Here is a 24,689-nt window from a genome sequence, read left to right on the forward strand (position 1 = left end):
CGTAACGAGCTATTTCCTAGTGAATTGCCTGTCCGCTTCCCATTTACAACAACCTTATCCATCTACACAACATTTTGTAGCGCTTCTCTACCGCTGACCTTATTTTTAGCGCGCTATCAAACAAGTTGTAATGGAATTGAGAAGAAGATTACCCTTTTTTGCCCTATTTTTTTCTATTATCGCATTCGGCCAAGTCAAGGTGGGAGATAATCCCAATGCAATCGACCCAGCATCCATAATAGAACTGGAAAGCAGCGATAAGGCTCTGGTGCTTACGAGGTTGACTTCGGCCCAGATGCAAAGCATAACTCCGCTAAACGGTGCCGTAATTTATAACATAGACACCTCCTGTGTCCATTATTTCAATGGGGGGCAATGGATAAACCTTTGCAACTCATCCAATACCACAGGTTTTTCGTTTGTCGACAACGGAGATGGAACTATTACAATTTCGGATGGTCTTGGAAACGATTTGACATTCAATGGAGCACCCGAATCAATTACCACCTTGGTTGACAACCTTGATGGCTCCTACACGTTTACCAACGAATCTGGGACACAAACCGTTATTAGCACAGCTAGTACAGATAGCCAAAACCTAAATACCAATGGAAATCCAGGTAATGTTAGCATTGATAACGGAAATAGTATTGCCATTAATGTTGATGATGCTGATGCGGACAGTCAAAATGAAATCCAAGATTTGCAATTTAATGCTGGAGTAATTTCATTAAGCAACGATCCAGACGCCACCACTATTGACCTTAGTGGGTATGATACGGATTCGTCAGATGATTTTTCAGGGGATTTCAATGATTTGACAAACGTACCTGCAAACCTCGATACGGATTCCACCGATGACTTTGACGGGGAGTGGAGTTCCCTCAACAATGTTCCCGCCGGATTTGCAGATGACATAGACAACGATACACAGCTGACAGATGCACAGGTGGCAACCGCTGTCAACAATGAGTTCCCTAATCTGGACACTGATGTTACCGACGATTTCAGTGGTAGTTTCAATGATTTGACAGACGTACCAGCAAACCTGGATACAGATTCCACGGATGACTTTGACGGGGAGTGGGGTTCTCTCAACAATGTGCCCGTCGGATTTGCGGACGATATCGACAATGATACACAGCTGACCGATGCGCAGGTGGCAACGGCCGTCAACAACGAGTTTCCCAACCTCGACACTGATGTGACCGACGATTTCAGTGGGAGTTTCAATGACCTTACGGATGTTCCAGCTAACCTGGACACGGATTCCACCGATGACTTTGACGGGGAGTGGAGTTCCTTGAACAACGTGCCGGCAGGATTCGCCGATGACATAGACAATGATACACAGCTGACCGATGCACAGGTGGCGACCGCCATCAACAATGAGTTCCCCAATCTGGATACAGACGTGACCGATGATTTCTCGGGGGATTTCAATCATTTGACCAATGTACCGGTTAATCTGGATACCGACTCAACGGACGATTTCAGTGGTAGTTTCAACGACCTGACAGATGTACCGGCGAACCTCGATACGGATTCCACCGACGACTTTGACGGGGAATGGTCCTCTTTGAACAACGTGCCCGCAGGATTTGCCGACGACATCGACAACGACACACAGCTCACGGACGCCCAGGTGGCAACGGCCGTCAACAACGAGTTCCCCAACCTCGATACCGATGTGACCGATGACTTTTCAGGGGATTTCAACGATCTGAGCAATGTCCCAGCCAATCTGGATACGGATTCAACGGACGATTTCAGTGGGAGTTTCAACGACCTGACAGATGTACCGGCGAACCTCGATACTGATTCCACAGATGACTTTGACGGGGAATGGAGTTCTTTGAACAACGTGCCAGCCGGCTTTGCCGACGATATCGACAACGATACACAGCTGACCGATGCACAGGTGGCGACCGCAGTGAACAACGAGTTCCCCAACCTGGACACCGATGTGACCGATGATTTTTCTGGGGATTTCAATGATTTGACGAATATACCGGCCAATCTGGATACGGATTCCACGGATGACTTTGACGGGGAGTGGGCATCACTCAACAATGTGCCAGCCGGCTTTGCCGACGATATCGACAACGATACCCAGCTGACCGATGCGCAGGTGGCAACGGCCGTCAACAACGAGTTCCCCAATCTGGACACCGATGTGACCGACGATTTCAGTGGAAGTTTCAACGACCTTACGGATGTACCGACCAATCTGGACACGGATTCCACCGACGACTTTGACGGGGAGTGGAGTTCCCTCAACAATGTTCCCGCCGGATTTGCGGACGACATCGACAATGATACACAGCTGACCGATGCGCAGGTGGCAACGGCCGTCAACAACGAGTTCCCCAACCTGGACACCGATGTGACAGATGACTTTTCGGGGGATTTCAACGATCTGAGCAATGTGCCTGCCAACCTTGATACTGATTCCACCGATGACTTTGACGGGGAATGGAGTTCTTTGAACAACGTGCCAGCGGGATTTGCCGATGACATCGACAACGATACACAGCTGACCGATGCACAGGTGGCAACGGCCGTCAACAACGAGTTCCCGAACCTCGATACCGATGTGACCGATGACTTTTCGGGGGATTTCAATGACCTGAGCAATGTCCCAGCCAATCTGGACACCGATGTGACCGACGATTTCAGTGGAAGTTTCAACGACCTTACGGATGTACCGACCAATCTGGACACGGATTCCACCGACGACTTTGACGGGGAGTGGAGTTCCCTCAACAATGTGCCCGCCGGCTTTGCAGACGACATCGACAATGATACACAGCTGACCGATGCGCAGGTGGCAACGGCCGTCAACAACGAGTTCCCCAACCTGGACACCGATGTGACCGATGATTTCAGTGGGAGTTTCAACGACCTTACGGATGTTCCAGTTAACTTGGACACGGATTCCACAGATGACTTTGACGGGGAGTGGGCATCACTCAACAACGTTCCCGCCGGCTTTGCCGATGACATAGACAACGATACACAGCTGACCGATGCACAGGTGGCGACCGCCGTCAACAACGAGTTCCCCAACCTCGACACCGATGTGACCGATGATTTTTCAGGTGACTTCAATGATTTGACCAATGTACCGGCCAATCTGGATACGGATTCAACCGATGATTTCAGTGGAAGTTTCAATGACCTTACGGACGTACCGGCGAACCTCGACACAGATTCCACGGACGACTTTGACGGGGAGTGGGCATCACTCAACAACGTGCCAGCCGGCTTTGCCGATGACATAGACAATGATACACAGCTGACCGATGCGCAGGTGGCAACGGCCGTCAACAACGAGTTCCCGAACCTCGATACCGATGTGACCGATGATTTTTCAGGGGATTTCAATGATTTGACGAATATACCGGCCAATCTGGATACGGATTCAACCGATGATTTCAGTGGAAGTTTTAACGACCTGACAGATGTACCTGCGAACCTCGATACTGATTCCACAGATGACTTTGACGGGGAATGGAGTTCTTTGAACAATGTTCCCGCCGGATTTGCCGATGACATAGACAACGATACACAGCTGACAGATGCACAGGTGGCGACCGCCGTCAACAACGAGTTCCCCAACCTCGATACCGATGTGACCGATGACTTTTCGGGGGATTTCAACGATCTGAGCAATGTGCCTGCCAACCTTGATACTGATTCCACCGATGACTTTGACGGGGAATGGAGTTCTTTGAACAATGTTCCCGCCGGATTTGCCGATGACATAGACAACGATACACAGCTGACAGATGCACAGGTGGCGACCGCCGTCAACAACGAGTTCCCCAACCTCGATACGGATGTGACCGATGACTTTTCGGGGGATTTCAATGATTTGACGAATATACCGGCCAATCTGGATACGGACTCAACTGATGATTTTGACGGGGAGTGGAGTTCCCTCAACAATGTGCCCGCCGGATTTGCGGACGATATCGACAATGATACACAGCTGACCGATGCGCAGGTGGCAACGGCCGTCAACAACGAGTTCCCGAACCTCGATACCGATGTGACCGATGATTTTTCAGGGGATTTCAATGATTTGACGAATATACCGGCCAATCTGGATACGGATTCAACCGATGATTTCAGTGGAAGTTTTAACGACCTGACAGATGTACCTGCGAACCTCGATACTGATTCCACAGATGACTTTGACGGGGAATGGTCCTCTTTGAACAACGTGCCGGCAGGCTTTGCCGACGACATAGACAACGATACACAGCTGACAGATGCACAGGTGGCGACCGCCGTCAACAACGAGTTCCCCAACCTCGACACTGATGTGACCGATGACTTTTCGGGGGATTTCAATGATTTGACGAATATACCGGCCAATCTGGATACGGACTCAACTGATGATTTTGACGGGGAGTGGAGTTCCCTCAACAATGTGCCCGCCGGATTTGCGGACGATATCGACAATGATACACAGCTGACCGATGCGCAGGTGGCAACGGCCGTCAACAACGAGTTCCCGAACCTCGATACCGATGTGACCGATGATTTTTCAGGGGATTTCAATGATTTGACGAATATACCGGCCAATCTGGATACGGATTCAACCGATGATTTCAGTGGAAGTTTTAACGACCTGACAGATGTACCTGCGAACCTCGATACTGATTCCACGGATGACTTTGACGGGGAGTGGGCATCACTCAACAATGTGCCAGCCGGCTTTGCCGACGATATCGACAACGATACCCAGCTGACCGATGCGCAGGTGGCAACGGCCGTCAACAACGAGTTCCCCAATCTGGATACCGATGTGACCGATGATTTTAGTGGCAGCTTCAACGACCTGACAGATGTACCGGCGAACCTCGATACGGATTCCACCGACGACTTTGACGGGGAGTGGAGTTCTCTCAACAACGTGCCCGCAGGTTTTGCCGACGATATCGACAATGATACCCAGCTCACCGATGCGCAGGTGGCTACCGCCGTCAACAATGAGTTCCCTAATCTGGACACTGATGTTACCGACGATTTCAGTGGGAGTTTCAACGACCTGACAGATGTACCCGCGAACCTCGATACGGATTCCACCGACGACTTTGACGGGGAATGGTCCTCTTTGAACAACGTGCCCGCAGGATTTGCCGACGATATCGACAACGACACACAGCTCACGGACGCCCAGGTGGCAACGGCCGTCAACAATGAGTTCCCCAACCTGGATACCGATGTGACCGATGACTTTTCGGGGGACTTCAACGATTTGACAAACGTACCAGCAAACCTGGACACGGATTCCACCGACGATTTTGACGGGGAGTGGGCATCACTCAACAACGTTCCCGCCGGTTTTGCCGACGACATAGACAATGATACACAACTGACCGATGCGCAGGTGGCAACGGCGGTCAACAATGAGTTCCCCAATCTGGACACCGATGTGACCGATGATTTTTCAGGGGATTTCAATGAACTGAGCAATGTCCCGGCCAATCTGGATACGGACTCAACTGATGACTTCAGTGGAAGTTTCAATGACCTTACGGACGTACCTGCAAACCTCGATACGGATTCCACCGACGACTTTGACGGGGAATGGTCCTCCTTGAACAACGTGCCAGCCGGCTTTGCCGACGACATAGACAACGATACCCAGCTCACCGATGCGCAGGTGGCAACGGCGGTCAACAACGAGTTCCCCAACCTGGATACCGATGTGACCGATGATTTCAGTGGGAGTTTCAACGACCTTACGGACTTACCGGCCAATCTGGACACGGACTCAACCGATGATTTTGACGGGGAGTGGAGTTCCCTCAACAACGTGCCCGCCGGTTTTGCCGACGACATAGACAACGATACCCAGCTCACCGATGCGCAGGTGGCAACGGCGGTCAACAATGAGTTCCCCAATCTGGACACCGATGTGACCGATGATTTCAGTGGGAGTTTCAACGACCTTACGGACTTACCGGCCAATCTGGACATGGACTCAACTGATGATTTTGACGGGGAGTGGAGTTCCCTCAACAATGTTCCCGCCGGATTTGCCGATGACATAGACAACGATACACAGCTGACCGATGCACAGGTGGCGACCGCCGTCAACAACGAGTTCCCCAACCTCGACACCGATGTGACCGATGATTTCAGTGGAAGTTTCAATGACCTTACGGACGTACCGGCGAACCTCGACACAGATTCCACGGACGATTTTGACGGGGAATGGTCCTCTTTGAACAACGTGCCAGCCGGCTTTGCCGATGACATAGACAATGATACACAGCTGACCGATGCACAGGTGGCAACCGCCGTCAACAACGAGTTTCCCAACCTCGACACTGATGTGACCGACGACTTTTCAGGGGACTTCAATGATTTGACAAACGTACCAGCAAACCTGGATACAGATTCCACCGATGACTTTGACGGGGAGTGGAGTTCCCTCAACAATGTTCCCGCCGGATTTGCCGACGACATCGACAACGATACCCAACTGACAGATGCACAGGTGGCGACCGCCGTCAACCACGAGTTCCCGAACCTCGATACCGATGTGACCGATGATTTTTCAGGGGATTTCAATGATTTGACGAATATACCGGCCAATCTGGATACGGATTCCACGGACGACTTTGACGGGGAGTGGTCCTCTCTCAACAATGTTCCCGCCGGATTTGCCGACGATATAGACAACGACACACAATTGACCGATGCGCAGGTGGCAACGGCCGTCAACAACGAGTTCCCCAACCTGGACACCGATGTGACAGATGACTTTTCGGGAGACTTCAATGATCTGACCAATGTACCGGCCAATCTGGATACCGACTCAACGGACGATTTCAGTGGTAGTTTCAACGACCTTACGGATGTTCCAGCTAACCTGGACACGGATTCCACCGATGACTTTGACGGGGAATGGTCCTCTTTGAACAACGTGCCCGCAGGATTTGCCGACGACATCGACAACGATACACAGCTGACAGATGCACAGGTGGCGACCGCCGTCAATAACGAGTTCCCAAACCTGGACACCGATGTGACCGATGACTTTAATGGAGATTGGTCATCACTTTCCAATATCCCAGCAGATATTGCAGACGGAGACGATGATACCGTAACTACCCTTTCCCAAAACACAATAACCGGTGTTATCACCTATACCAACGAAGCTACAGCGAACCAAACTGCAAATGTGGTTGGGGCTGAAACGGATAATAGTATAACCGTAGGTGCCAACGGTGGAGCTTACTATGAAAGTCCCATTAAGGCATTTGGAAAGATTGCGGCCAACGGAGGTGTTACCCGGGCAACAACGGGAATTACGGTAACCAAACTTACGGGTAATGGATATTACAGGGTTAATCTTCCTTCAGGGTTGGTAAGTGACGCCAACTACATTATACAGCTGGCACAACCAAGTCGGGACGGATCAGGAAATGATGATCCTGGTATTTCCTATCGGGCCCAAACCAGTACAAGTTTTGAGGTAATTATCGGCGACAATGACAACGGAGGCACGGATAGAAATAGATTCAATTCAGAATTTATGTTTACCATTTTAGATTTATAAAAGAAGAACAATGAAAGGCTTTTTTACCACCATATTGTTGTTCTCATTGTTGAGTCTTAGTGCTCAAACACCAACTGCCGGGGACTTGGTAGCCATCCATAACGTTACCACTTTGGAAATGAACAGTATTTCTAATCCTGAGGAAGGTTCCATGGTCTATAATACCACAACGAGTAGCATGCATTTTTACAGCAATTCGGCCTGGGTGGAAGTTCCAAATATGGCCAATACCTATGTGGGTGCTTTTCAAATTACCGGAACGGGTAACCAAACCATAAATGGAATACCATTCCAGCCCACCAGTCTAACCTTTTCTGCCCATGCGAATGTGGAAAGCTTTAACCTAAATTCAGACAACGGAGTTGGAAACAACAACCGAACCATTGCCAATGCCTATGGTTCCATGAACGGATTTGCTAGAAATGACGGTGGAGCTATTGCTGAACAGGTCATTTATGTTGGCGGAAGTGGAAATTCCATAAACGATATCTCAAGATATGCTTCCAATTCCCACTCAATAGCACTGCGCTATAGTGATCAAAACGGAAATAATCTGGGAATTACATCAGCCACAGTAACAAGTTTTAATACGGACGGATTCACCCTAAACACGGACAGTTTTGCTGACGGAATCGTTGTCATATTTCAAGCATTTAGATAATCCATGATCATCCAAAGTCAACATATAAAGCGATTACTTCTAAGCTCACTTATGCTAGTTCCAACCCTTTTCTGGGGACAGGCGGCCTTTCATAATTTTGGTAATCTTCAGTTTCACGGCACCTCATCAGTCGGTTTTCATCTGGATGTAATCAACGATGGTACTTTTGATAAAAATTCAGGGCTTACTGGATTTTATAGCGGAAACTTGCTAACCGTTTCCGGATCAAGTAGCCCAATTTTCCAAGACATTGAAATTGTTACTGATAATGGGTTGTTGTTGGAGACCTGGCTAGGTGTAACAGGAAATGTCAATTTTGTGGTAGGAGATGTTCTAACCTCCAAATCCAACTCTGCAAGCTATCTGAATTTTATCGACGATTCCTTTTATATGGGATCGGGTAATTTAACCCATATCAATGGCTATGCTGGTGCAGCGAATAAGGAAACCATAACTTTTCCAGTTGGCGACGGCGAGTTTTTTCGATATTTGACCCTATCGTCAAGTGCAGTCAATACTTTGGCCAAATGTGCCTATTATCCAGAAGACCCAAATGACTCAGCATTATTGTCCCAACAATTCCCCACAGATAGTAAGGCCTCTGAAGACCTTCAGGTGAGCACCTTGGAATTTTGGCGATTGGAAGGTGATCGACCTTCGGTAGTAACCCTCACATGGGATACCAATAGTGCCGTAGAACTTTTGGCCGAGACGGTTGAAAATTTACTGGTGGTGGGATGGAACAAAACATCCAACCAGTGGGAGCGATTGGGCAATACTACCGTGTCCGGTAATATGCAAGCTGGAAGTATTTCTTCGGAGACATTTGTACCCAACGACTACGAAATCATTACGCTAGGAGGAACCGATGACCTTTTGGAACCTTTTACAGTTCTAGAACTTGACAATTACTTTATGACCCCTAACGACGATGGGGTAAATGACTTTCTTTTAATTGATGGTATTGAAAATGTTCCCAACAACGTACTTAACATCTATAACCGTTACGGTGTGTTGGTATATTCCAAATTGAACTATGCCAACGAATTTGACGGCAAATCAAATCGGAACGGAGTAATAAGCAAGGCCTCTGGGCTTTCAGCGGGAGTTTATTTTTATATCCTCACTGTTACAGATAACAAAGAGAAATATCAGGGATACCTCTATATTTCCCAGTAGTAGACTTGGAATTCAGAATTGGGACATATTCTGGCTTAAAAATACTTCTTAACTTGGTCAACAAATCCAATCCATGAAGCGAAGGACATTTATAAAAAAAGCTTCCATTACAAGCTTGGCATGCGCCCTACCTCCAATAGTTCCAGTTTATTCCAATACGGACTATTCCCTTGATGAATTGATAGGCAAAGCGGACATAGATCTTTATGGTAAAGGCATTAATCTAAGGGAAGAGGCTTATCATGCTTTCGTTGCAATGAAAAAAGCAGCCCAAGCAGCTGGGGTTAGTATTCAAATGGTTTCCAGCTACCGAGATTATTTTAGGCAGGAAAGCATATGGGAACGTAAATTTCTCCGCTACACCGAAGACGACGGCATGCAGCCGCTTGACGCTATCGATAAGATCGTTGAGTATTCCACAATCCCTGGAACCAGTAGGCACCACTGGGGTACTGATATCGACATAATTGATGGCAATGTAAAGTCTTCTGGAGATGTTTTGGTTCCGGAAAAATTTGAATCAGGAGGCCCATTTGAAAGGCTTAAACTTTGGTTGGATGAAAATTCTGAAGATTTCGGTTTCTATCTTGTGTACACCGATGAACCCAAAAGACCCGGATTTAAATACGAGCCATGGCATTACAGTTATGCCCCTATTTCAATTCCTATGTTGGCCGCATACCGAAAAATCAACATTGTAAAAATGCTTCTAAGCCAGGATTATTTGGGGTGTGATTATTTTACCACCGGATTCTTGAGAAGTTATATTCAGGATAATATATTGGGAATCAACCCAGAGCTTTTGTAAGCTATTTTTTGTAACTTGATTTATCTAGAACACTAACACCATGAGAAGAGGAAGTTGGAAAATCCGAATCTTTATAGGATTGGCCATAGTAGCCTTTGCCTTTATCCAGCGATGTAACAATAAACAGGAGAATCCCTATACCGGAAGGGTACAGAATATAAACATGACCCCGGACCAGGAAATTGCAATTGGTCTTCAAAGCGCGCCGGAAATGGCCCAACAACACGGTGGACTTTATCCAGACCAAAGGATGCAAGCCCTAGTGGACGCTGTTGGCCAAAAACTGGTAAATAATAGTTATGCCCGGGAAACTCCTTATAAATACGATTTTCATTTGTTGGCCGACGACCGGACCATTAATGCCTTTGCCTTGCCTGGCGGTCAATGTTTTATCACCTACGCTTTGTTTTCCCAATTAAACGAAGCGCAACTGGCAGGTGTACTGGGTCATGAAATCGCCCACGTAATAGGAAGACATTCTGCAGAGCGAATTGCCGAAAGTAGTTTTTGGCAGACCCTTACCATGGGAGCCACAGTTGGGGCAGATATGGGCAGCATTGTTGGAAACATTGGGCAGAATACGCTACTGAAAAATGGAAGGGGCGATGAATTGGAAAGTGATGAGTTGGGTGTAATGTTTATGATTCAGGCGGGCTATGACCCCTATGAGATGATCAGGGTCATGGAAATCCTGAAAGCGGCTGCTGGCCCTAACCGTGTTCCTGAGTTTCAAAGCACCCATCCAGATCCGGAAAACAGGATTGAAAAGATTAAAGAAGCCATAAAAAAGTATTCAGGTCGATAGATTTGCCGCATTTGTCGATTAAAAAAGGAGGTTTCCAAGAATTGAATACCTTTGTAGTACCCAAATCAAACATGCTTTTCTTTAACCCATTTGTGCTATTAAACGAGAGGACATATGGGAACACTATTGCATTTTAAGCAGCTTTATTTTGAAGCATTCGATGACTGTAAGCCTAGTTATCTGGTATTATTTTTAAAAGGCTACGCGATTTTTTGTGCCATTTTGTTGTCAATGGCTCTATACGCATTTATGTTTAGAGTATTGACCGGCTTTGATTTTTAAGAACTTTCTCTTTTACAAGAACACTATAGGGAAATGAACAAAAAGGCCCGTCCATATGGACGGGCCTTTTTTTGGATGAATAAACCCCTCTCTTTTATTTCTTCATAGCATCTTTCAAAACTTCTAACGCTTCTATAGCATTGGAAAGTTCTGCATATTTCTTTGCCGTGTATCCTTTATCACACTTCTTTCTAACGTTAGCCCCATTGGCAATAAGTACTTCCAGAATTTCAGTTTGATTGTAACGGGCGGCAAAATGGATGGGTGCCATTCCCAATGACTTTTGATTGACATCCTCACCCAATTCAATAAGTTTCTTTACAGTCTCCACATCCCCTTTCACAATAGCCTTACAAAAAGAGTTGATTTCAGCTGTGATTACTGTGCTGTTCAGATGGTCTTCAACCATTGCGGAATTTTCGTTGGCGCTTACGCCTGCAACCATGACCATACAGGCCGCGGCTGCGCTTAGGATTGCTTTTTTCATGATGAATAATTTTTGATTAATGAAATGATTAATATAAAAGTAGACTGTATACGGAATCAAATGTTACAGCATTAACACTTAAATAACTAAACTTTAACAACAGCCTTTTTTTTAACATAAATAATTAACAAATCCTCGGCTAGAAATCTTGACAAAGGCTAGGGTATCCAGTGCATTCATGCTATTTTTGGGGCTTAATCCAACAGCATGAACAAGAAGGTAATCCTAATGATTTTGGATGGATGGGGAAAATCTCCAGACCCTAAAGTTTCGGCCATTGAACAGGCCAATACACCGTTTATAGATTCACTTTACACCCAATACCCAAACTCCAATTTGCTTACCGATGGCATGAATGTGGGATTACCTGAAGGACAAATGGGCAATAGCGAAGTGGGGCACATGAATTTGGGAGCTGGACGAATTGTTTATCAGGATCTGGCCAAAATTAATAAAGCTGTAGCCGAGGACACCCTAAAGAACGAGGAAGTGTTACAAGCTGCTTTTTCCCACGCCAAATCCAACAATAAACCCGTACACTTTCTTGGGTTGGTAAGTGATGGAGGCGTACATAGTCATATAGATCATTTAAAAGCCCTTATCAATGCTGCTGATGAAAGTGGGGTTGCAAACTCCTATATCCACGCTTTTATGGACGGAAGGGACGTTGACCCCAAAAGTGGCAAAGGATTTCTAGAAGACCTTGGTCAATTTTGTTCGGATAAAAAAGCCGAATTGGCTACCGTCATCGGAAGATATTATGCCATGGACCGGGATAAAAGATGGGAGCGGGTAAAGTTGGCCTATGATGTCATGGTCAACAATGATGGAGAAAAAATCCAGGACATTTCCGCAGCCATGCAAAAAAGTTATGATGATGGTGTTACGGATGAATTCATAAAACCGTTGGTTTTAACCGATTCCAAAAGCAAGCCCGTAGCCCAAATATCGGAAGGGGACGTGATTGTGTTTTTCAACTTCAGGACGGATAGAGGGCGTGAACTTACCCAAGTTTTAAGCCAGCAGGATTTCCATGAACACAATATGCACAAATTGAACCTGCATTATGTAACCCTTACCAATTATGATGATTCGTTCCAGGGAATCCATGTGGTGTACGACAAGGAGAACATTAAGGACACGCTTGGGGAGGTACTGGCCCATAACGGTAAAAAACAGATTCGAATTGCCGAGACTGAAAAGTATCCCCATGTAACCTTCTTTTTTAACGGTGGACGCGAAGAACCTTTTGAGGGCGAAAACAGAATTTTATGTCCTTCCCCAAAAGTGGCGACCTACGATCTTCAACCTGAGATGAGTGCTTATGACATAAGGGACGCCATAATTCCTGAACTGAAAAAGGGAGAAACAGATTTTGTTTGTCTGAACTTTGCCAATCCAGATATGGTTGGTCATACAGGAATTATGGAAGCTGCTGTAAAAGCTTGTGAAACGGTGGATGAATGTGCAAGGGATGTGGTAACAGCGGGTCTGGAAAACGGATATTCTTCCATTGTTATAGCCGATCACGGAAACTGCGATACCATGATCAATCCTGATGGTAGCCCAAACACAGCCCACACCACCAATCCTGTACCATTAATTTTAGTCGATGCGGATATTGCTTCCATTAAGGATGGAGTACTGGGTGATATTGCACCTACCATTTTGCATTTATTGGGTATTCCAAAACCGGATTTAATGACCCAGAAATCTTTAGTGTAAATTCTCTTTTTAAGTACTAAGGACTCAAAACCCTTGTGTTTATTGATTTACGATTATCTTTGCACCCATGGTAAAAATTAAGACTGCAGAGGAAATTGAGTTGATGCGAGAGAGTGCATTGGTCGTTTCCAGAACTTTGGGCATGTTAGCCTCGGAAATCAAACCTGGAGCCAATCCTTTGGCTTTGGATAAAATGGCCGAGGATTTTATTCGCGAACAGGGAGCAGAACCTGGATTTTTAGGGATGTACGACTTTCCCAATACCTTGAATTGGAGTCCAAATGCTCAGGTGGTCCATGGAATTCCAAACAATGAGCCGCTAAAAGAAGGCGATGTTATTTCCGTGGATTGTGGTGCCCTTAAAAATGGATATTACGGGGATCATGCGTATACCTTTGAAGTTGGAGAGGTTGCCGAGGCTACCAAAAAACTGCTCCAGGTTACCAAAGAATCACTGTACGTGGGAATACGGGAATTTAAGGAAGGAAACCGAGTAGGTGATGTTGGCTTTGCCATTCAGAAATACTGTGAAAGTCATGGGTATGGTGTAGTGCGCGAACTGGTAGGGCATGGTCTGGGCACAGAACTTCATGAAGATCCCCAAATGCCAAACTATGGCAAACGTGGAAGGGGTAAAAAATTTGTCAACGGAATGGTGGTGGCCATTGAACCTATGATCAATATGGGAACCCGTAGAATAAAACAACTCAAGGACGGGTGGACCATCTTAACCGCAGATGGAAAACCTAGTGCCCATTTTGAGCATGATGTGGCATTGGTCGACGGCAAACCTGAGCTTCTGTCTACTTTTCAATACATCTATAAAGCGTTGGGAATTGAGAGTAGCGAGGAGGAGGAATTCAGACATCAGAACCTAGTGCTATAAAAGAAGGTTTGGCATAATCAGCTTCCCTATCCATAAAATCAACCTCTTTAAAATCAATAAACTGTATTGATATGACAGAGGTATTATATAAACATGAATCTTATTTCATCATTGGACTTTGTATGGACGTTCATAACGAATTGGGCAAAGGTTTTAGTGAGGCCGTTTATGCCGATGCTTTGGAAATAGAACTTAAGGAAAATGGGGTTCCATACCAAAGAGAAGTGAAGTTCAATATAGATTATAAAGGAAAACGACTTAAACATCAGTACTATGCTGATTTTGTGTTGGATGGAAAGATCATTCTTGAACTTAAAGCAATCCAATCCCTTACAAAAGGCCATCTCAAACAAACCTTGAATTATTTGGCCGTTTCAAAAATGAAACTTGGTTTGTTAGTCAACTTTGGAGAAGATAGTTTAATCTATCGAAGAGTTATCCTTTAATTATTCGTGTAAATTTGCGGAATTCGTGTCCAATAGCGTTAAGTTTGACACGAAGTCCACGAATTTGCACCGATGGTTTTACCTGCCTGAAGGTTCGATAAATAAAGCTACCATTGTCTAAAATATTTAAGTTCTTTCTTAACCTCATCCCAAGACCATGGCTCATTAAACTGAGCTATTGGGTGCGACCACTTATCGCACTTTTTTTAAGAGGAAGCACCTATACCGACCCCATTGATGGTATAAGTTTCAAGAAGTTTCTTCCCTATGGTTACGAGAGTCCTAGGGAAAATGTACTCTCCCCCTCTACCCTTTCCTTGGAAAGGCATCGTCTCTTATGGTTATTTTTGAAAAACCACACGGATTTCTTTAGCAAAGATCTGAGTCTATTGCATTTTGCCCCGGAACAAGCCTTTTACAAACGGTTTAAAAAACTTACGAACATCACTTACACTACCACGGACTTAAATTCTCCATTGGCCGATGTAAAAGCTGATATCTGCAACCTCCCATTCAAAAATGACGCTTTTGACGTTATTCTTTGCAATCACGTGCTCGAACATATTCCCAACGACACTAAAGCCATGCAGGAACTGTTCCGGGTTATGAAGCCTGGAGGTTGGGGTGTTTTTCAGATTCCACAAGATTTAAGCAGGGAAAAGACCTTTGAGGATGACTCCATTACCGATAAAAAAGAACGTGCAAGGATTTTTGGTCAGTACGATCATGTCCGTATCTACGGAAGGGATTATTTTGATAAACTTCGAAAAATTGGTTTTAAGGTGGAAGAAGTTGACCTCACCCAAAAATTAAGTGCTGAAGAAATTGATAAGTACAGGTTGGCAAAAGGAGAAATCATTCCCTACGTGATGAAGGTTTAATTTTTTATCAATGCATTAAATCCAGGGGTCATAAACTCCTTGGTCTCCCCATTATCATCCAAATAGATGATATAGGCTTCTAAGTTGACCTCTGATTCCAACAGTTTTTTTGTATCCACTAAATCCATGGCCATAAATGCAGTAGCATAGGCATCAGCTTCTGCACAGGTAATGGCCACCACGCTGGCTGCCAGTACACTGGAGTTTTTGGTAAATCCAGTTTTTGGGTTGATGGTATGTACATACTTTTCCCCGGTTATGGGATCCACACGGAATTTGCGATAATTCCCAGAGGAAGCCATGGCCTTATTTTCCAATGAAACAATCCGTTTTAATTGGCGACCAACTTCTACTTGAGGGTCATCAATACCCACAGACCAAGACTTGCCAGAAACCAAATTCCTTCCTTTGGCAAGTACCTCTCCCCCTACTTCCACCAAATAATTCTTGATTCCCTTGGCATCAAGCATTGCTCCCAACCGGTCTATGGCATATCCTTTGGCCACCGCGTTGAAATCAAAGCGGATAGCAGGATGCATTTTGGAGATGGTACCATTATCATTTAACTGAACTTTATCCCAACCCACATAGGCCAAAAGGCTGTCCACCTTTAGACTGTCCAAATCCAGTTGTTCTCCCGGCCCAAATCCCCAGGCATTGGCCAACACCCCCACGGTTGGATCAAAATACCCATCAGACGCTTTATGAATGGCACTGGATGTTTTAAAAACATCCTGAAACATCTCATCCACGATAACTGTAGAATCTCCCTCATTGATTCTGGAAATGTCCGAAGATGGAAGATAAGTGGACATCGACTGATTCAACACCTGAAAAACCGAGTCAATTTCTTTTTGGTAATCCAATTCCTCCTCTGAAATATAGAGGATTGAATAGGAGGTTCCCAAAGCACCTCCGGCGGACTGATTTTTAACCCAGACTTTTGGGGTGCATCCAACCAAAAACAATATGCCAATACCAACGACGATTTGTTTCATTTCTTAAATCTCTATTAATCCTTGATAGTCCACAATATATTCTTCATTTAGGTAAACCGGAAGTTCTTGATTTGCAGCATTGGAAAGGCCAACTCCAGCAAAATAGCATCTAGCCTCAAACTTATTGGCCTGATCTTTTACTTTGCGCATCAACTCCTGATTATGCTCCCTTGGGTTATTTGGATATTTCGCATTGCGTACCACAATAAAGTGCAGAATCTTATTCTTTAAACATACATACTGCGGATTTTTCTTGGGTTTGCTGTTTATGGCCAAAAATTCAAAACCGTCGGCCTCCAATTCCCTTCCTACAATATTCATAGCCAAATTGTGTAATTCCTGTTCCGTAAGTCTTCTCTGTTCCCCCATATAAAAAAACCGACACTTTCGCATCGGTTTGGTTTATTATTTACCTCTCGACTTTACTCGAGCTTACACAGTTAATCCTTATCCACCGAAGTCATCAAACCTGATGTTCTCGTCAGGTATTCCGAAATCTTCTCCCATTTTCTGAACGGCTTTGTTCATCAATGGAGGGCCACAGAAGTATAACTCAATATCTTCTGGTGCATCATGGTGATCAAGGTAATTATCGATTACACAATTGTGGATAAATCCAACAAAACCATCACCTTCTTCATCATTAATATCCTTTTTGACTTTCCAGTTGTCTTCTTCCAAAGGTTCTGAAAGTGCCATATAGAACTTAAAGTTGGGGAAATTTCTTTCCAGATCTTTAAAGTGCTCAATATAGAAAAGCTCTCTTTTGGAACGACCGCCGTACCAATAGGTAACTTTTCTCTTGGTTTTCAATGTTCTGAACAAATGGTATAAATGCGAGCGCATAGGAGCCATTCCAGCACCTCCTCCAACGTACAACATCTCAGCTTCGGACTCATTGATAAAGAACTCCCCAAATGGACCTGATATGGTAACAGGGTCTCCCGGTTTTAGGTTGAAAATATAAGATGAAGCTACCCCAGGATTTACATCCATCCATCCATTTTTGGAACGATCCCATGGCGGAGTTGCAATACGTACGTTCAGCATGATTTCACGACCTTCAGCTGGGTAAGAGGCCATGGAATAGGCACGCTCCACTGTTTCTGGGTTTTTCATAACCAACGGCCATAAATTGAATTTATCCCATTCGTTCTGGAACTTATCCGGGGTTTCGTGCTCCTCTGGGTGAGCCGTAATATCAATATCGGCATATTTTACTTCACATGGAGGAATTTCAATTTGAATATATCCACCAGCTTTGTAATTCATATCCTCTGGAATCTCCACAACGAATTCCTTGATGAAAGATGCCACGTTATAGTTACGTACTACTTTGGCAGGCCATTTTTTAATCCCGAATACCTCTTCTGGAATCGTGATTTCCATATCCTGCTTCACCTTTACCTGACAGGCCAAACGGGCGCCATGATCTAACTCCTTCTTGGAGAAATGCGGTGTTTCCGTCGGTAAAGCCTCACCACCACCTGAAAGTACATGACACTCGCATTGGATGCAGGTACCTCCACCCCCACAAGCGGATGGCAAAAAAACTTTTTGATTTCCCAGCGTGGTCAACAATGAGCTTCCCGAAGCTACTTCTATTTGCTTTTCACCATTTATAGTAATGGTTACAGGTCCCGAGGGAGATAATTTCTCTTTGGTGAACAACAAAAGGGCCACCAAAAGCAACAATAAAATTAGAAATGCTACAACCGTAATTAGAATGGTACCTCCTGTGCTTGTGGCTAAAATCATCTTTATTTGTTTACAACGTCGTTATACGAGACTGCTTTTTCTTCGTTTTCAATCTCTTTTTCAATTTCTTTTTCTTCAATACTTTCAACAGTGGTATTTTCCGTTGGTTCCGGAGCTTCGTTATCCCCAGTCAACATGCCACCAAAACTTTGGAATCCAATACCCATCAATCCTGTAATGATAAAGGTTATACCCAAACCACGAAGGGGTGCAGGCACATTGGAATATCTGATTTTCTCACGGATAGCGGCAATGGCCAAAATGGCCAAGAACCAACCTATTCCCGAGCTAACCCCATAATTGAAGGCCAATCCCAAGCTTGGAATCTCCCGCGCCTGCATAAAAAGGGAACCTCCCAAGATGGCACAGTTTACCGCAATCAACGGCAAGAAAATACCCAAGGAGTTGTATAGTGCAGGTGAAAATTTTTCCACTACTATTTCAACCAGTTGCACCATAGTTGCGATGGTTGCGATAAATAGGATGAACGACAAAAAGCTCAAGTTGTAATCCGCATACTCTGGGCCCAACCACACCAATGCCCCATCACGAAGCAAATATTGATCCAACAGCCAATTCAAGGGAACGGTTACGGCCAATACAAAGATGACCGCTGCACCCAACCCTACTGCAGTGGATACCTTTTTGGATACGGCCAAATAGGAACACATTCCCAAAAAGACCGCAAACACCATATTATCTATGAAGATTGACTTGAAAAAAAGTTCTAAATGTTCTAACATGATATCCTATTTATGCTTCTTCGATTAATGCTTTGTTTCTGGAACGTTGTACCCAGATAATGATTCCAACCACAATCAATGCGGCAGGTGGAATAATCATGAATCCGTTGTTTTCATAACCTGTGGCGTACAATCCCGTTTTTGCAATGGGGTCTCCCAAAACTGGGATCCCGAAAAGGGTTCCTGAACCCAACAATTCGCGGAAAAAACCGACAATGATCAATATTACCCCATATCCCAAGGCATTTCCTATTCCATCTAAAAAAGACTTCCAAGGTCCGTTACCTAGGGCAAACGCTTCAAAACGACCCATGATGATACAGTTAGTGATGATCAATCCCACAAATACGGCCAAGGTCTTACTCAGTTCGTAAGCGAAGGCCTTCAGTACCTGATCCACCACAATTACCAAAGTAGCCACAACAATCAACTGAACAATAATCCTGATTTTGGACGGGATAATATTTCTGAGCAAAGAGATGACCACGTTTCCTACACCCAGCACAAAAAGTACGGAGATGGCCATCACCACAGACGCTTTCAACTCTGCCGTAATTGCCAATGCGGAACATATACCCAATACCTGGATGGTGATAGGGTTGTTATCCGCCAAAGGGTCTAAAATTAGATTTGCATCTTTTTTTGAAAGTAGCGCCATATTACTTGGTTCTAATTGTTTCTAAATAAGGTTTGTACAATTTCAAGGTTTCCTTGATCATTGCAGTCACGCCGTTACCCGTAATGGTAGCTCCGGCCAGTGCATCCACTTCATTATCCTCTTTATCGTTGTTCAAGGGATCGTTGTTTCCTTTGACCACAGCGATACCTGCGTATCGGTTTCCGTCCAAAACAGACTCGCCCACAAAGTCATCCATGAAGTAGCGAAGCTTAATGTTGGCTCCCAAACCTGGTGTTTCTCCTTTATGATCAAAAACAACACCTTGTACTACCATGTTTTCATCCAAGGAAATGAAACCCCAGATGGCATCCCAAAGTCCTTTACCGTACATGGGTATGATGTAATATTTTTTCCCATCCTTTTCCCCAATGAACAGAGGCAACTCAGCCTCATCGCCATTTTTAATGATGTTCAGCTGCTTTTTCATATCAATAAGATAGGATTCCTCCTTTTCTTTGGCTTCAGAACCTACCACTACCAATTGCTGTTTGATATACTTGGAAAACTCTTCCTCAACAATATTGGTTGGAATGAAGCTCACACTTCCTTCTCCTTCATTTTGGTTGACTCCCATGGCATATAGGATGTTCTGCTGCTTTTCGAAGCGTTCGTTCTCATCTATCCTAGGACGTAGTCCTGAAGCCAAAAAAGCTAACAGGGATCCTACGATGATTACCATTAAGGTTGCAAATGTTACAGTATAGGTGTTTTTGTCTGTATTTACTGCCATGACTAAACTGTTTCCGTTTTTAATGCTTCAACCTCTCCTGATACTTTGGGATATATGGTTGCATTCTTCAATCTTTTCATTCTCCTTTTGATGTTACCCCTTACCACATAGTGGTCAATAGTAGGAGCAAATACGTTCATCAGTAGGATAGCCAAGAATACTCCTTCTGGGTATCCTGGGTTGAAAACCCGAATCATCACCGACATAAAACCAATCAAGAAACCATAAATCCACTTTCCTCTGTTGGTCTGTGAACCTGTTACCGGATCCGTTGCCATAAAGACAATACCAAAGGCCAGACCTCCTACCAACAGATGTTGCCAGTATTCAAAGCTCATCAAACTATAGAATTTACTGTATTCAGGAATCCACTCCGCTGCCACAATTCCGTTGAAGATCAGTCCCATTGTCAAGGAACCGATCACGGCACTCAACATAATTCTCCAAGATGCAATCTTTGAGAAAACCAGGAACAATCCGCCCAACAGGATCAGCAAGGTGGATGTTTCACCAACCGAACCAGGAATAAATCCGAAGAACATATCCGCCAAATCGTATTTCTGGGCTAAATCTGTGGTATTTCCCTGAGCCAAGAATCCAAGTACGGTTTCCCCAGAAATGGCATCTGCAGCACCAGCGCTATCTACGGCACCGTGTACCCAGACCTTATCACCGCTCATCCAGGTGGGATAAGCAAAGAATAAGAAGGCTCTAATGGTCAAGGCCGGATTCAATATATTCATTCCGGTACCTCCAAAAACTTCTTTCCCGATGACCACACCAAAAACAACGGCTACGGCCAACATCCAAAGGGGTAAATCCACAGGTACAATTAATGGTACCAACATTCCGGTGACCAAATAACCTTCTTCTATCTCATGTCCTTTAATTACGCAAAAAACAAATTCAACCGCTAGCCCTACGATATAGGAAACCAAAACTAGAGGTAATATTTTCCAGAATCCCAGGATGAAGTTATCCCAAGTCCAAAAACCGGAACCAAAAAAGCCTCCGGTAACGGCATCAATTTCCCCAAGAGCCAAATAATGTTGGTATCCCGTATTGAACATCCCAAAAATCAAACAAGGGATAAGGGACATCACCACCGTATTCATGGTACGTTTTAAATCGTCGGCACCCTTTACATGGGTTCCATGGTGGGTAATTTCATTTGGTGTAAACAAAAACGTATGAAATCCGCTAAAAACAGGAAACCACTTTTTATCCTGATTTTTTACTCTGAACGTATGTAATTTTTCTTTCAATCCCATTTTTATCCGATTTCTTGATGTAATAAATCCAATCCTTCCCTAATAATTTGCTGGTGCGGTTGTTTGGAGATACAGATGAACTCCGTCAAAGCAAAATCTTCTGGGGCAACCTCGTACAATCCCAATTGCTCCATTTCATCCAAATCCTTCACCATGCATGCTTTTAAAAGCTGTAGGGGATAGATATCCATTGGAAAAACCTCTTCATATTGCCCGGTTACTACAAAAGCCCTATGCTCTCCGTTGGTATTGGTATTGAGGTCGTATTTCTTTTTAGGCTGCAACCAAGAGAAGGTCAATGCCCTTGTTGTAGATACTTTATTGAAAACAGGCTTGTTCCATCCAAACAATTCATAATCGTCCCCTTCCGGGATGGCCGTAACAGTGTTATTGTAAAAACCAAGGTGGCCTTCCGGATGGGTTTTGGACCCGGTCAACACATCACCGTTGATCAGCCTGTATTTGTCTTGGTTCACCCCACTTGCATACAAGAAGGTTGAAATTTCCGCTCCTATTTTAGTGGAGTAGTATTTAGGTGCCTTTATGATTGAACCCGCCAAAGCTACAGTTCGTTCCGCATTGAACTTGCCTGTCAACATTAGTTCCCCTATGATAATCAAGTCCTGTGGGGATACGGTCCAAATCACTTCTCCCTTGTTAATAGGGTCAATCTTATTGATTTGCGTCCCAACAAGGCCAGCTGGGTGTGGTCCAGATATTTTATGAACGGTTACACCGTCCAACTGCGTCAATGGGGAATTCCCGGATTTTCCTACGGAAACATGAACCTTCCCAGGTGTCAACTTCCCTAAAGTGGTAATGGCGGCTTGAAGCTGCTCCTCTTTACCAGACAAAATATAATCTGCCTCTGCGGCCAAGGGCGCCGTAGTATATCCTGATACAAAAATCGCTTTGGGTGTAGCATCCGGATCGGCAATGATGTCATATGGACGCTGTTTCACAAAGGGCCAAGCACCGGATTGCAACAAAAATGCCTTGATAGCCTCTGCATCTGCACCAGCCAAATCCAACGGTTTATGCTGTACAAATTCCTGGGTTTTGTCTGCCAAAATCTTCAGGCTCAAAATCCTTCTTCTTGCTCCTCGGACAATTTCTACCAATTCCCCACTAACTGGAGAGACAAATTGCATTTCCTCCTTGTTCTTGTTATAGAAAAGAGGTTCCCCTGCCTTGACCTCGGCTCCTTGCTTGATATGCATCTTAGGGGTTATTCCGTGAAAATCATCTAGGTTTAGGGCGTAAACGTTGCTTAAAACGGCTTTGGAAGTAGTCTGTTCTGCTGCCCCGACAAGGTTGATGTCCAACCCTTTCTTAATCCGGATGTCTTTAGACATATTGTTGTAGACCTTAGTGTTATGAAAAATCGCAGGCAAATTTAGCATTAAAAGGATAGTTTTCATAATAATTGACCATAAAAATGGGATTACATCGAGCTAAATTTGCTAGGCACACTTTTTGTTTACCTTTACCCAAAATTTGGGCCTAATATGCGCTTATTGATCAAACAATTGTGCTGTTGTTTTTTTGTTACCGGAGTTTTTGCACAGGTGCAAGAAGAAGTAAATCCACCTTCCCACATAAAAACGGTTGTCTTTACGGGCCCAACGGAGGATCAGTTCCCTGTTATTCAGCTTGGTGAAAAAATGACCTTGGAGTTTGACGACCTCACAGCCAGCGAACAAGATTACTATTTTAAGATTGTACACTGTGATTACGACTGGACCCCTTCACAATTGCTAAAATCGCAATACCTCAGCGGAACCGACAACCAGCGCATTATCGATTACGAGAACAGCTACAATACCCTACAACCTTATTCCAATTATAGACTGACCATACCCAACCAAAATGTTGGGCTCAAAGTCAGTGGCAACTACCTACTTGAGATTTACAATATGTACGGGGAACTCCAATTTTCGCGGAGGTTTGTGGTCTACAAAGATTTAGTGAGGGTTGGAGGCACCATAAAACGTTCCCGGGATTTCCAATATTTGAATACGAAACAAGTAGTTCAGTTTCGCATCAACACGGCAGGATTCCCAGTTGTCAATCCCAAAAAAGAGGTTAAGGTCGCCATAATCCAAAATCATTTTTGGCCCACGGCCCTTTACAATATTCAACCCCAATTTACCCTTGGAACAGAGTTGGTTTATAAATACGACCAGGAAACCAGTTTTTATGGGAGCAACGAATTTTTGAATTTTGACACCAAAGATTTAAGGTCTCCCACTTTTGCCATTTCCAAAGTAGAATTTAAAGACCTGTACCACCATTATCTTTTCACCAACGAGTTTAGACACGATCAGCCGTACACCTATTTCCCGGACATCAATGGGGATTTTGTGGTTCGTACGCTTCAGGGCGACGATGTTTCCAGGGAGGCAGAATATTCCAAAGTCCATTTTAGTCTTCCCTACTCCAATGAAATAGGTTTGGATAAAGTATACGTCTTTGGGAAGTTCAACAATTATGCCTTGGAAGAGGAAAATTTGATGACCTTCAACTCTGATAATGGAAAAATGGAACTAACGCTACCCATAAAGCAAGGTTTTTACAATTATAAATATGTGGTGGAACGGGGAGATGGGGTTGTGGATCTTAACTATGTGGGCGGCAACTTTCACTTCACTGAAAACAATTACCTCATTTTAGTCTATTATCGTGATTTTGGTGATATGCATGATAGCATCATCGGTATAGGTTCGGTAAATTCCAGAACAATCAGCAATTAATTATCTTTAGCCCAT

20 protein-coding genes are annotated in these 24,689 nt (G+C 44.5%); 11 read left to right on the top strand and 9 right to left on the bottom strand.

The annotated features are described in order from the left end of the window. Positions 1-130: 130 nt before the first annotated feature. From FGG15_RS16550 to FGG15_RS20455, 6 genes are all read left to right on the top strand, one after another. Positions 131-7,582, top strand: a complete 7,452-nt coding sequence (locus FGG15_RS16550; RefSeq protein ID WP_138838392.1) for a hypothetical protein — start codon at positions 131-133, stop codon at positions 7,580-7,582. 10 nt (positions 7,583-7,592) lie between these two features. Beyond that, entirely contained in the window at positions 7,593-8,243 is a 651-nt protein-coding gene (locus tag FGG15_RS16555; protein ID WP_138838394.1) for a hypothetical protein, read from the top strand. A 51-nt stretch (positions 8,244-8,294) separates the two neighbouring features. Beyond that, positions 8,295-9,422 (top strand): gliding motility-associated C-terminal domain-containing protein, encoded by a 1,128-nt coding sequence (locus FGG15_RS16560; RefSeq protein WP_138838397.1) that lies wholly within the window; start codon positions 8,295-8,297, stop codon positions 9,420-9,422. 73 nt (positions 9,423-9,495) lie between these two features. Further along, positions 9,496-10,230, top strand: coding sequence for a M15 family metallopeptidase (locus FGG15_RS16565; RefSeq protein WP_138838399.1), 735 nt, complete (start codon positions 9,496-9,498; stop codon positions 10,228-10,230). A gap of 40 nt (positions 10,231-10,270) precedes the next feature. Then, positions 10,271-11,035: a M48 family metalloprotease gene (locus FGG15_RS16570; protein ID WP_138838401.1), complete on the top strand. Its 765-nt coding sequence runs from the start codon at positions 10,271-10,273 to the stop codon at positions 11,033-11,035. Between the two features lie 114 nt (positions 11,036-11,149). Beyond that, complete coding sequence (locus tag FGG15_RS20455) at positions 11,150-11,317, top strand: DUF6747 family protein (RefSeq protein ID WP_313790998.1); 168 nt, start codon at positions 11,150-11,152, stop codon at positions 11,315-11,317. 94 nt (positions 11,318-11,411) lie between these two features. Here the strand turns inward: FGG15_RS20455 and FGG15_RS16575 are convergent, their stop codons facing one another. Continuing rightward, positions 11,412-11,804, bottom strand: coding sequence for an ankyrin repeat domain-containing protein (locus FGG15_RS16575; protein WP_138838403.1), 393 nt, complete (start codon positions 11,802-11,804; stop codon positions 11,412-11,414). Positions 11,805-12,011: 207 nt separating this feature from the next. Here FGG15_RS16575 and gpmI point away from each other — a divergent pair, with 207 nt between their 5' ends. From gpmI to FGG15_RS16595, 4 genes are all read left to right on the top strand, one after another. Next, positions 12,012-13,529 carry a 2,3-bisphosphoglycerate-independent phosphoglycerate mutase gene (gpmI, locus tag FGG15_RS16580; RefSeq protein ID WP_138838406.1) on the top strand — a complete coding sequence of 506 codons (1,518 nt, stop codon included), beginning with the start codon at positions 12,012-12,014 and terminating at the stop codon, positions 13,527-13,529. Between the two features lie 67 nt (positions 13,530-13,596). Further along, entirely contained in the window at positions 13,597-14,415 is an 819-nt protein-coding gene (map, locus tag FGG15_RS16585) for a type I methionyl aminopeptidase (RefSeq protein WP_138838408.1), read from the top strand. 71 nt (positions 14,416-14,486) lie between these two features. Beyond that, complete coding sequence (locus FGG15_RS16590; protein WP_138838410.1) at positions 14,487-14,861, top strand: GxxExxY protein; 375 nt, start codon at positions 14,487-14,489, stop codon at positions 14,859-14,861. Positions 14,862-14,974: 113 nt separating this feature from the next. Continuing rightward, complete coding sequence (locus tag FGG15_RS16595) at positions 14,975-15,742, top strand: class I SAM-dependent methyltransferase (protein ID WP_138838413.1); 768 nt, start codon at positions 14,975-14,977, stop codon at positions 15,740-15,742. Here the strand turns inward: FGG15_RS16595 and FGG15_RS16600 are convergent. The 8 genes from FGG15_RS16600 to FGG15_RS16635 are packed head-to-tail and all read right to left on the bottom strand — an operon-like array spanning position 15,739 to position 23,276. Next, the gene (locus FGG15_RS16600) at positions 15,739-16,740 is read right to left on the bottom strand and encodes an FAD:protein FMN transferase (RefSeq protein WP_138838415.1); all 1,002 of its coding nucleotides are present in this window, start codon (positions 16,738-16,740) and stop codon (positions 15,739-15,741) included. The genes FGG15_RS16595 and FGG15_RS16600 overlap by 4 nt on opposite strands. Before the next feature lie 3 nt (positions 16,741-16,743). Further along, positions 16,744-17,133 (bottom strand): Na(+)-translocating NADH-quinone reductase subunit F, encoded by a 390-nt coding sequence (locus FGG15_RS16605; protein ID WP_237561856.1) that lies wholly within the window; start codon positions 17,131-17,133, stop codon positions 16,744-16,746. Between the two features lie 54 nt (positions 17,134-17,187). Beyond that, positions 17,188-18,498: an NADH:ubiquinone reductase (Na(+)-transporting) subunit F gene (nqrF, locus tag FGG15_RS16610; RefSeq protein WP_138838417.1), complete on the bottom strand. Its 1,311-nt coding sequence runs from the start codon at positions 18,496-18,498 to the stop codon at positions 17,188-17,190. A 2-nt stretch (positions 18,499-18,500) separates the two neighbouring features. Continuing rightward, positions 18,501-19,241 (bottom strand): NADH:ubiquinone reductase (Na(+)-transporting) subunit E, encoded by a 741-nt coding sequence (gene nqrE / locus FGG15_RS16615; RefSeq protein ID WP_138838419.1) that lies wholly within the window; start codon positions 19,239-19,241, stop codon positions 18,501-18,503. 10 nt (positions 19,242-19,251) lie between these two features. Next, positions 19,252-19,899 (bottom strand): NADH:ubiquinone reductase (Na(+)-transporting) subunit D, encoded by a 648-nt coding sequence (locus FGG15_RS16620; protein WP_138838421.1) that lies wholly within the window; start codon positions 19,897-19,899, stop codon positions 19,252-19,254. 1 nt (position 19,900) lies between these two features. Further along, on the bottom strand, positions 19,901-20,650 hold the full coding sequence (locus tag FGG15_RS16625) for a Na(+)-translocating NADH-quinone reductase subunit C (RefSeq protein WP_138838422.1): 750 nt from the start codon (positions 20,648-20,650) through the stop codon (positions 19,901-19,903). Positions 20,651-20,652: 2 nt separating this feature from the next. Next, positions 20,653-21,921 (bottom strand): NADH:ubiquinone reductase (Na(+)-transporting) subunit B, encoded by a 1,269-nt coding sequence (locus FGG15_RS16630; RefSeq protein WP_138838424.1) that lies wholly within the window; start codon positions 21,919-21,921, stop codon positions 20,653-20,655. A gap of 2 nt (positions 21,922-21,923) precedes the next feature. Continuing rightward, complete coding sequence (locus FGG15_RS16635) at positions 21,924-23,276, bottom strand: Na(+)-translocating NADH-quinone reductase subunit A (RefSeq protein ID WP_138838855.1); 1,353 nt, start codon at positions 23,274-23,276, stop codon at positions 21,924-21,926. A gap of 153 nt (positions 23,277-23,429) precedes the next feature. Between FGG15_RS16635 and FGG15_RS16640 the strand changes: the two genes are divergently transcribed. Next, positions 23,430-24,674, top strand: a complete 1,245-nt coding sequence (locus tag FGG15_RS16640) for a type IX secretion system plug protein (protein ID WP_138838426.1) — start codon at positions 23,430-23,432, stop codon at positions 24,672-24,674. Positions 24,675-24,689: the final 15 nt, after the last annotated feature.

The sequence above is a fragment of the Flagellimonas algicola genome (genome assembly GCF_005937185.1).
Classification (GTDB): Bacteria; Bacteroidota; Bacteroidia; order Flavobacteriales; family Flavobacteriaceae; genus Flagellimonas; species Flagellimonas algicola.

Bases quoted from the DNA above. Each gene is read 5' to 3' on its own strand.
- FGG15_RS16550 (WP_138838392.1), top strand. From the start codon at position 131: ATGGAATTGAGAAGAAGATTACCCTTTTTTGCCCTATTTTTTTCTATT.
- FGG15_RS16555 (WP_138838394.1), top strand. From the start codon at position 7,593: ATGAAAGGCTTTTTTACCACCATATTGTTGTTCTCATTGTTGAGTCTT.
- FGG15_RS16560 (WP_138838397.1), top strand. From the start codon at position 8,295: ATGCTAGTTCCAACCCTTTTCTGGGGACAGGCGGCCTTTCATAATTTT.
- FGG15_RS16565 (WP_138838399.1), top strand. From the start codon at position 9,496: ATGAAGCGAAGGACATTTATAAAAAAAGCTTCCATTACAAGCTTGGCA.
- FGG15_RS16570 (WP_138838401.1), top strand. From the start codon at position 10,271: ATGAGAAGAGGAAGTTGGAAAATCCGAATCTTTATAGGATTGGCCATA.
- FGG15_RS20455 (WP_313790998.1), top strand. From the start codon at position 11,150: ATGGGAACACTATTGCATTTTAAGCAGCTTTATTTTGAAGCATTCGAT.
- FGG15_RS16575 (WP_138838403.1), bottom strand. From the start codon at position 11,804: ATGAAAAAAGCAATCCTAAGCGCAGCCGCGGCCTGTATGGTCATGGTT.
- gpmI (WP_138838406.1), top strand. From the start codon at position 12,012: ATGAACAAGAAGGTAATCCTAATGATTTTGGATGGATGGGGAAAATCT.
- map (WP_138838408.1), top strand. From the start codon at position 13,597: ATGGTAAAAATTAAGACTGCAGAGGAAATTGAGTTGATGCGAGAGAGT.
- FGG15_RS16590 (WP_138838410.1), top strand. From the start codon at position 14,487: ATGACAGAGGTATTATATAAACATGAATCTTATTTCATCATTGGACTT.
- FGG15_RS16600 (WP_138838415.1), bottom strand. From the start codon at position 16,740: ATGAAACAAATCGTCGTTGGTATTGGCATATTGTTTTTGGTTGGATGC.
- FGG15_RS16605 (WP_237561856.1), bottom strand. From the start codon at position 17,133: ATGCGAAAGTGTCGGTTTTTTTATATGGGGGAACAGAGAAGACTTACG.
- nqrF (WP_138838417.1), bottom strand. From the start codon at position 18,498: ATGATTTTAGCCACAAGCACAGGAGGTACCATTCTAATTACGGTTGTA.
- nqrE (WP_138838419.1), bottom strand. From the start codon at position 19,241: ATGTTAGAACATTTAGAACTTTTTTTCAAGTCAATCTTCATAGATAAT.
- FGG15_RS16620 (WP_138838421.1), bottom strand. From the start codon at position 19,899: ATGGCGCTACTTTCAAAAAAAGATGCAAATCTAATTTTAGACCCTTTG.
- FGG15_RS16625 (WP_138838422.1), bottom strand. From the start codon at position 20,650: ATGGCAGTAAATACAGACAAAAACACCTATACTGTAACATTTGCAACC.
- FGG15_RS16630 (WP_138838424.1), bottom strand. From the start codon at position 21,921: ATGGGATTGAAAGAAAAATTACATACGTTCAGAGTAAAAAATCAGGAT.
- FGG15_RS16635 (WP_138838855.1), bottom strand. From the start codon at position 23,276: ATGTCTAAAGACATCCGGATTAAGAAAGGGTTGGACATCAACCTTGTC.
- FGG15_RS16640 (WP_138838426.1), top strand. From the start codon at position 23,430: ATGCGCTTATTGATCAAACAATTGTGCTGTTGTTTTTTTGTTACCGGA.